Raw genomic sequence first — 8,964 nt, forward strand, 5'->3', positions numbered from 1 at the left:
TTCTAACTTCCTACTAAACCCATAAATTTCAATCGGATAATGCCCGTGCAAGACTAATGATTGTATCCGAACAGTTTATATAAATTCACTGTGAAATAAACGTCATCCATTTCCTCTTGTGTAATCCCAATATAGCGAAGGGTCGTTGCTGGGCTATGATGATTTAAAATTTTCTGTAGCTGAGTTATATCCGTTCAGTTTTTATAAAACATGATAAGCAAAGGTTTTTCTAAGGGTATGTGTCACGATATTCTTAGAAATACCGACCGATCGGGCTACCTCATAATTTTCCATGTGTGTGCTCACTGGATCCCTCCGCGGCCCTACCTAGAAATAACAAAGGTTCCTCACGTTCATATTCCCGTGATATTAACTGCTCCTATTTAGCCTTTTTCGCATTATCGCTTAAATGGAAATTTTTCATTTTCCTTTACCTTCCCTCTATCATTAAATACATCAGCAATGGCCAACTTCAGCAAATCACTCACGAGCAGCCCACTCTATATGTATTATTATATCATTGGTTTGGTGGTCATTACCTGTCCATAAGTTGATACTTCTGGACGGTATTTTAGCATATTTCGTATTTGGTAATAAAAAGCTTCTATTCTTTGTCTAGTAGTTAGTCTAAAGTTATATAATCATCTAGACAGGGGATATCATAATGGAGTTATCGGAAACGCACGAGTCTTTACACGTGAAAAGAAACTGGATTTCAGCATGAAGCGTTACATGCATATGGATGCAAAAATTTTCATGAAAAAGAAATCGGGCGGAAAAAAAGACCGTCCCGAATTGCAAAGCGCATTTGTCGTATCTTCGTAAAGTCGACACCCTTGTTTTACTAAGCTAGACAGACTTGCCCGAAGCACATTTGATTGCACCGTATCGCCAAGTAATTGAATGAACGTGATATCCATTTCGTCATCCTAAAACAAAACATAAATACCACAACCAACGGGTAAATTGATGTTTACGATAGTAGGAGCCATTGCAGAGTTCGAGAAGGATTTAATTAATGAACGGACAGCGGAGGGATGTCAGCACTACTTGAGCACATTCGGTTCAGCCCTCACCCATTAAATAGACACATATCTCTGTTTATCAATAAAATAAAGCCCCGCTTCCTTCACTTTACCACCAAGCATTCGCTCCCACTCCTCCACGTACGCCATCACCTGTGGCCTGTAGAAATCCACAAATTGCTGCTCTTGCTGGGACTCATAGCGATCCGTCTTGAAATCCACAATGACATAACCGTCTTCCTCTTCAAATACAAGGTCAATAACACCGCGGAGCAGCATAGTCATCTTTTCCCCTTCATCCATCTGACGTGCGGTAATGAAGGAAAACTCATGACTTCTCCACCTTGCATTCATGCAGCGGCGCCACATGTCGCTCTCGGTAACCTGCAGCACAGTCGCTTCCGCCTGCTCCAGCCATCTCTCATCGACGCTCTCTTCTTCCGCAGCCATTCGGCAGAAGTCCCCCAGGTCTTGAACATCCATACCTTCTCCTAAGGCCTGCAAGCATCTGTGAACCAGGTTGCCGTAAGCCATTCCTTTGCCTTCAGCTGAGCGAACAAGCACGATTTCGCTTGAAGACTTAGCTAACTTGGTTACGCTTGCCACCTGATAAGTAGGTTTTGATACACATTCCAGTCGACTATTCCACGTAGCCAAGCTTGCTTCTACATTTGGAAATGCTTTTAGCTTTTCAGCTCGCACAGGACTGATCGGCGTCAAATCCAGATCCAGTTCCACCTGCCGCTGCAAGGAAACAGCCAAAAGGCTCCACGGATCAATCGCTGGTCTAGAAGGATATTGGCTGACAACCAAAAGCTGTTTGGCTCGTGTAGCAGCCACATAGAGCAGCCGATCTTTTTCTGCGTGCATATATTCCCGCTCTTTCTCGGCGAGTTCCGCCCAATTTACCGGCTGGGCAATGATCTCCGAGTTGAAGGCATCCTTCGGTTTGGAAATTGTAAAATAACCAAGCGGCGGTTCAGATAATCTATCAATATGCTCCTTAGCACCTTTATCATCGTAACCACAAGGACATGCCATGATGACAATGGTCGCCTCCAACCCTTTCGCCTTGTGAAGGTTCATGATCTTAACTGCTTCTCCTCTTCCCGCGAAGAGGCTAGCCGATTCCAATCTTTCCGTGTTCATAAGCTTTCTCAGTCGTTCTGTTAGCGCACGCCAATCCATGGCTGCATCCGAATCTCCTTGCAGCAGCTCTATCAATTTAATAAGCGTACCGCTGCGGATGGCCCCCGATTCATTAACCGCGGCTGCAGGTACGATGCCAATGTCTTGAATCATTTGCGTAAAGGCCGATAGTGCCGGTAGTTCATTCACCCATTCGGCATATTGGCGAAGCTTGCGAAGCGCCTTGTTGACCTTTATGTTTTTCTCCGAAAGTACGGAAGAATCTAGAGAGGAATATAAGCTAATGCTACCCCCGGCAAGTCGATAATGATACAGTGCATCGTCGCTGATACCGAACAGTATCCCCCGCAGAACTGCTAATAATGGAACTCGATCGGTTGGATCATTAAGCGTTTGTGCCAGTAGATATAGAGTGTTCAACTCCTCGAACACGGCGCGGCTGCCAGATGTATCCGATGCGATTCCGTAGTGCTCCAGAAGCTCCGCATAGAGGCTAATGAATTTTCTATAGTTAAGCAAAATCATAAAATCGTTCGGACGGGCTGGACGCGTTATCGATTTCCCTTCGTGATCCTTGCCCTCCTGAATCAAAAGGTTCCCGTCACAGGCCCACGCCACAAACTGTGCTGTACGCTCGGCATCATATATGGCTATATCCTCTTGCCGGTCTCTCTCCTGCTTAGGTACGGTCATGGTATACACGCCATGCAGCGATTTTTTGCCGGAAGGATTCACCTGCTGCGTAATCATTTGCACGTAAGGCGCTTGGAAATCCGATGTTTGCCCCGGCAAAGTGAATTTGCTCTCAAACGCATAGTTGATGAAGTCACCAATCACCTTTACAGAGCGGAAGTTACGTGTTAATTGAAGCACGTCTCCGCATTGTCTTATTCGTTCTTTCACGAAGTTGTAGGTCGAGATATCTGCTCTGCGAAATCGATAAATCGACTGCTTCGGATCACCTACCACAAATAACGAGCCTGGACGCGGAAGCTGCTCCCGCCAATTCGACTCGGATGGATCTGCTCCTGTAAGCAGCATCATCATTTCCGCTTGAATCGGATCTGTATCCTGAAACTCGTCGACAAAGAGCCGGCTGTACCGCCGCCCGAAATAGCTTCTCACCTCAGGATAAGTCCGCAGCAGCTCCGCGGCTTTCATCAGCAAATCTTGAAAGTTCAGTCTTCCCGCTTCCATTCTTCTACTTTGACAGTATTGGACAGCCGGAAGCACGAAAGCGATCAACTTAGGGTGTAAGAACTCCCTCCATGCCTGCAAAAAAGGCCAAAGTGTTGTCGTCTGCCAATCAAGAAACTGCTCCTTCATTCGCTTTGCCACCTTGGGGTCCGTCCAGCGTTTTAAAGTAACATTCAATGTCCGATCAAAAAGCCTTGCCAAGACCAAAACATTCATATCATCCGTCATGTCCTTACTGAGTAGATGACGAGTGGCTGTGCGAATTGTTTTTTGTAAATCGTCCCAATCCTTTTCCGGTTGAGCCGTTGGGATGTAACGGGAAGCTTCCTCAATCATCGGAAATAACGATTCTCTAATAATATCGAAATCCGGTTTTCCCGTTTGTACCGTATGAATACTCACATCCTCATATTTCGAGACTTTATTGTAAACAGCTCGCAAATCCTCTACATGGACCTGTAAAGCAGCCAACTCGTCAACATGGGAATCTTCTCCACCTTCACGCAATTGCTCTAAGTATTCGTCCCAGCATTGGTCCCGAAACTCTTGGTCCTCATGCTCATCCATTTCTTGAAAAGCCGCATCGAGCTTCGCTTCAATGGGGCGTTCCCTTAAAAGCCGGCCGCAAAACGCATGAATCGTCCCAATGAAGCTTTCCGGCACCTGCCGCACCGCTTCCGCCAACGCATCCTTCTCTGGACCATGCGTTGCTTTGCGCAGCTCCTGCTCCAGCCTGATTCTGAAGCGTCCCATGAGCTCGGAAGCTGCTTTATTCGTGAATGTAATGGCGGCGATGTCCCGCACTTGTGCTTTACCCGTTTTAACGAGTGCAATCATCCGCCCCACGATAGAGGTTGTTTTGCCGGAACCTGCGCCCGCTTCTACCAAGAACGTTGAATCCAGATCGGCAGAGATTCTCTCACGAGACGCCTCATCCACATGAAGCTCCTGCTCTTTAAGCATAGCGGTTCACCTCCAAAATATGCCCAAGTCTATGCACGTTCTCAGGCGCAGTCCTTTTCTCTTCAAAGTGCTCCGCATGGGCTCCGCAAACCGCTCTATAATCACACCAGTTGCAAATCTTAGGCTCATTTGTTGGAGGAAAAACACCTAGTTTTATAGAACTCAGCATGGCTTGGAGCAGTGATGCCAGGTCGCTCCTCCGCGTTTGGGATCGGCTAACTTCCTCACCCATCCCCCGCTCAGTCGGGAAATAATAAGCTGAATCTACGACCTGTGCCTCTGAATCAAAACCGCTCTCTTTCATCCACTGTTCTACCGCAGCTCCGTATAAAGGAAGCTGCAGCTGTGTGCCGCCTGAAAAACATTCATTTTGCTTGTATTTTCTAGGATTACCGGTCTTGTAATCGAAAATTTTATAACGATGGGGAGCGATCTCATCCACACGGTCGACATATCCTCTAATTGGAACGGTTAACTCGTCACTCAGCTCTAACTGCATGGGCAATTCTTCTCCGTGAAGCTGCAGCTCCATAAAGACGGGAATGGAAGTCCGATGCTTCTCGTTCGCATAAAAAATCTCCACGTCCTTCCGTATGCTCGCCGCTTCCTTCTGAAAAATATGTGAGCTTGGAGCCGGCATTTGATCCGCATACAGCTGAATAACTTCCTCAGTAATGGCGTGCAGCAGCGATTGATCGTGTGTGATCGGATCCGTTGAATGCGTGCGACGACTTTTTACCTCCATCAAGTAACGATTGTAGATTTCATGAACCAAGCTTCCTCGCTGCATCGCATCCAACCATTGAGTACGGTTATAAACCGCTGCGTCTTTGATATGAACCCCCAGAATCTCCTTATAAAAAAATTGCAGCGGACACCTTGCGTACTGCTCCAGCTTGCTGGCACTGAAAACGATCGAATCTATCTTTCCCGGCAATTGGTCAGGCTGCTCTCCCTTATGAACGAATCCATCGTAAGGAGTACACTCACTTCCCACTCTAGCCTCTACTGCCAATTTCCCGTCCTTCAAATGCGAGTAATAAGCATATACGGCTTCTTGACCGTCATAGATTCGAGAGTCGCTTGAGAGAAGTTTTGGCATCCACAAATCAATTGCATCCATAGATAGATCAGATGGCACAGTAAAATATCCCACGACCTCTTTCATGTCCTGATGCATAGCCTCGTAATCCGCATCGTCTTGAACTGACTTCCTTCGGAATATTTGCAGCATCTCAAAAGCAGGCATGTTCTCCTTTTGATCCGCAATGTCATAAGAGCAATAACTCAGTACACATTGACCTTGAATCATGCCAAGTCGGCTATTCCTTTCCTCTATCATTCGCGCTGCCCGATCCGGGCTAACTGGAAGACTCGGGCTGATTCGAACCCGCTCATCGTCAAGCAGTACAGGATCCTGCTGAACGGAAAACGCCCAGTTACTTTCACCCATACCGACAATCGAAGTATAGGGTCTGCCGGTTTGACCGCCAGTGTTAAGGGACGCAACGTGAAGATGTCCGGGTGAAGGCGTACTTGTGCATTGTATCCGCATTTGAACCAGTTCACTACGCAGATACTGAATAGCTAACGACGCACTCATCGATAGCTCTCCAGCGGCATTCAAAGATTGTTCTAATGCTTGAAGTCCATTGAGGACTTGATAATCATTTTCTTCTTCAAGAACACAGTAGTTTTCCAGGAACTCCACAACTGCATGGATCAGCTTCTCAGGAGAACATAGTGCCGCTTCCGTTAACGGAGCGAATAACCGCTGAAAAACTCGATCAAGAGTCAGAAGCGCGTGGCTTCTTTCCTTAGTAACCTCTTTCAAAGCAGCCAAGTGTTCCAAAAGCTTGTATCTTTCTCTTCCCCAGCCAATACCCGCACGCTCTAATTCGCGTACCTGACTTGACGTGGTCACTCCTTCATACCGCTCATCTTTGAAGCGAATAATCCCTTGTTTTAGGGCGGATAAAATAGGAGCAAGGTTATAGCCGGATTCCAGCCAATCCAGGTATAGCTTTACTGCCTTTCCTGCATTGGTAATGCCAATTGGCAGCCCTTCTGAAAATGTAAATTTGACGCCTAAAGAAGAAGTAACCGTATAAATTGCGCATGCGTACTTTTCATAGTCAGAAGCAATGATTTCTACATGGTCCAATGCTATTGAGCTGCCCATAATTCGGCGAATGACTTCACGTACTTCCGCGGTGTGTCCCAATGCATGGAAGAAATCCGAGTTATGAACAGGAAAAGAGGAACGCGGATCCGTAAATTCGAAACCAGCCGTTAAGTTGACATACTTTCCACACGTGAGTGCTCGCAGCAGTTTTTCATCCATTTCAGTCCGAATCACGAATGGATCTACGATGATGATCTCATTTGTTAGTTGAACCTGCGCAGCAAATGCACTTAGTCCAGCAGAATCTACAAGCTTATTGCGATGCAGCTCTTCCTCATACCGACCGAGCAATTTTTTAACGAACAGACCTTTTTTCTCATTCTCAAAATCCTCGATTAGCAGTTGAGTTGCTATCACTCCTGCACCGCGCAGCTCCAAAAGCGCACGATGGAAGGCATGGTTGAACCCGGGAGTTAGAGTGATACCTGTGAGGTAGGATGAAGGTGACTTTGACTCTTCTTGAAGCAATCTATGTAGAATCCATTTCGATTCCGAATGAGGGAGATAACGCAACTTACGCTTCGCCAATTGCAGCTTGAGGCGTTCCAATGACCATGATTCAAGCGTCCGCACCTCGGTATTTAATACAGCGCCATAAACTCTGCTGATCTGTTCCAGCCATTGATGACCCTGTGCAAGACTTGGTACAAGCAGCACCTTGCGCTTCAAAGGATTCTTGTTCATGATTTCATACAACTGTTGAATACGCGTCAATGAATCCAGATCTCATCCCTCCATCCTGATTAGGCTTCATACAAGATCTTCCACCGCTCCAGCTTCTGCCGCATGACTTCCCGATAAGATTTCGGCTCCAAAATTTCTGCATCCGGACCGTATTGACTGACCCAATTCATAAACTCACGCTCATGATTGACCGTTACTTCAAACAAAAGACTACCATCCTTCTGAGGGGTCATTTTCGGCTTCACAAAAAGCTCCTCTTCCTTAACATAACGCGCTATATCCGCGTGAAACTTAACTTTAAAACGAATTTGCTCTTCCCCGCGCTCGATGGACCATGTATTTTTCATATACGATTTTAAATTAAAATCGCCTTTGTCGAAGGACTGACTAAGCAACTTAACATTACGAAAGCGGCTGATCCGGAATGTTCGAATGTCACCAGCCGAATGGCAATAGCCAATCAAATAGAAGCGGTGATCTCGTGGCACCAAGTAATAAGGATCGATATTTCTTTGAGATTCCTCATTGCGGCTCTGCGTATAGTAGACGGTTTGTATCGTTTGCTGAGAAAGAGATGCCTGGATGATATCGTAGAGAAACGAAGTTCCGTCCTCTCGGTAGGCTGGTGTACCCATTTGAATAACATCCGTGACATGCTGCACGATATCAGCCCGCTTCGATTTTTCCTTTTGATGTACGCCCATAACCTTTTCAAAGGCAGAATCAAAGCCTTCCGGGAGCAAAGGTTTGATTTGTTCTAAAACAGATGGCAGCATGGAGAACGACAACGCCTCCTGCTCCGTCCAATCTAGCGGATACATCGAGAAATTGCTGATAAATGCATAGCCTTTGCCATGACCGTAATTTGAAATCGGGATATTCATCGCATGAAGCGCCTCAAGATCACGATAAATGGTCCTCTCCGCAGTCTCGCAGCGTTCTGCTAACTCTCTTGCCAAAATACCCGGTTTGGATTGTATCAAATTAATAATTCGCATCAATCGAATTAACCGCTCTGTCACGTCTGGTTTTCCCCTTCACATTCACATGATCTAAAAGTACTAATTTTAGTAAGTTCGACCTATGACTAGGAGAGTCCTGCTATTTTTTTCTTTTCATCTGCCTATACTTCTGCTCATGCAATGATTTTCTCGCTTTGCTAGAAAAGCTAAAATTCTCCAAATGGCTATAAAGCATTTGAGCCTCCTCACGCAGCTCTGCATCTTCGGTTTGAACAGCTACCACTAGCATCTCATCTGCTTGCTGTTGAAGCAGCATTTTTCCCGTTTCCTCATCACCTTGGTCGAAAGCCGTTATCGCATGCTCGATTGCCATGGCCGATTCAGTAATCTTGACCTGTTTTTCAACATGGGGGTTCGATGAATTCATGATCAAATTGAGATCGTTCGTAAAATTGGCTTCGATCTTGTATTGAAGCGTGCACAATTTAGCTCCTTCCGTCACATCGACATAGTCCCATTGGACATGGAGAACCTCGTGTTTACCGAAAGCATGGGGAAAGAACGAGATTTCAAGCAAGATCGACTTGACCTCTTGATCGAAAATATCTCCCATGGATAGCTTCAGTCCATTATTTTCATCTTCATCTTCAGCTTTATAACCATAGATTCGGGTAATGTGTGTTGTTTCTGAAGGGTTTATCGTCAGCTGTACATTTTGGCCAACGACGGATAAGAGAGCATCCAGTTCTTTGGAGAAAATACCAGGAATGTCTTCTGGCTTCTCAATAAAATAGAAGTT

General features: G+C 45.9%; 5 protein-coding genes. 1 reads left to right on the forward strand and 4 read right to left on the reverse strand.

What is annotated here, in order from left to right; translation table 11 throughout:
* Positions 1-945 precede the first annotated feature (945 nt).
* Entirely contained in the window at positions 946-1,083 is a 138-nt protein-coding gene (locus tag G519_RS53735; RefSeq protein WP_369073686.1) for a recombinase family protein, read from the forward strand.
* Here the strand turns inward: G519_RS53735 and G519_RS0129595 are convergent.
* The 4 genes from G519_RS0129595 to G519_RS51110 form a co-directional block, all read right to left on the reverse strand.
* On the reverse strand, positions 1,080-4,334 hold the full coding sequence (locus G519_RS0129595; protein ID WP_029197743.1) for a UvrD-helicase domain-containing protein: 3,255 nt from the start codon (positions 4,332-4,334) through the stop codon (positions 1,080-1,082). The genes G519_RS53735 and G519_RS0129595 overlap by 4 nt on opposite strands.
* Positions 4,327-7,233 carry a PD-(D/E)XK nuclease family protein gene (locus G519_RS0129600; RefSeq protein WP_029197744.1) on the reverse strand — a complete coding sequence of 969 codons (2,907 nt, stop codon included), beginning with the start codon at positions 7,231-7,233 and terminating at the stop codon, positions 4,327-4,329. The genes G519_RS0129595 and G519_RS0129600 overlap by 8 nt, the downstream gene beginning before the upstream one ends.
* 29 nt (positions 7,234-7,262) lie before the next feature.
* On the reverse strand, positions 7,263-8,225 hold the full coding sequence (locus G519_RS0129605) for a helix-turn-helix transcriptional regulator (RefSeq protein WP_029197745.1): 963 nt from the start codon (positions 8,223-8,225) through the stop codon (positions 7,263-7,265).
* A 79-nt stretch (positions 8,226-8,304) separates the two neighbouring features.
* A partial coding sequence (locus G519_RS51110; RefSeq protein ID WP_029197746.1) for a hypothetical protein occupies positions 8,305-8,964 on the reverse strand: 660 nt, incomplete at its 5' end.

Source organism: Paenibacillus alginolyticus DSM 5050 = NBRC 15375 (assembly GCF_000422905.1).
Taxonomy (GTDB): domain Bacteria; phylum Bacillota; class Bacilli; order Paenibacillales; family NBRC-103111; genus Paenibacillus_E; species Paenibacillus_E alginolyticus.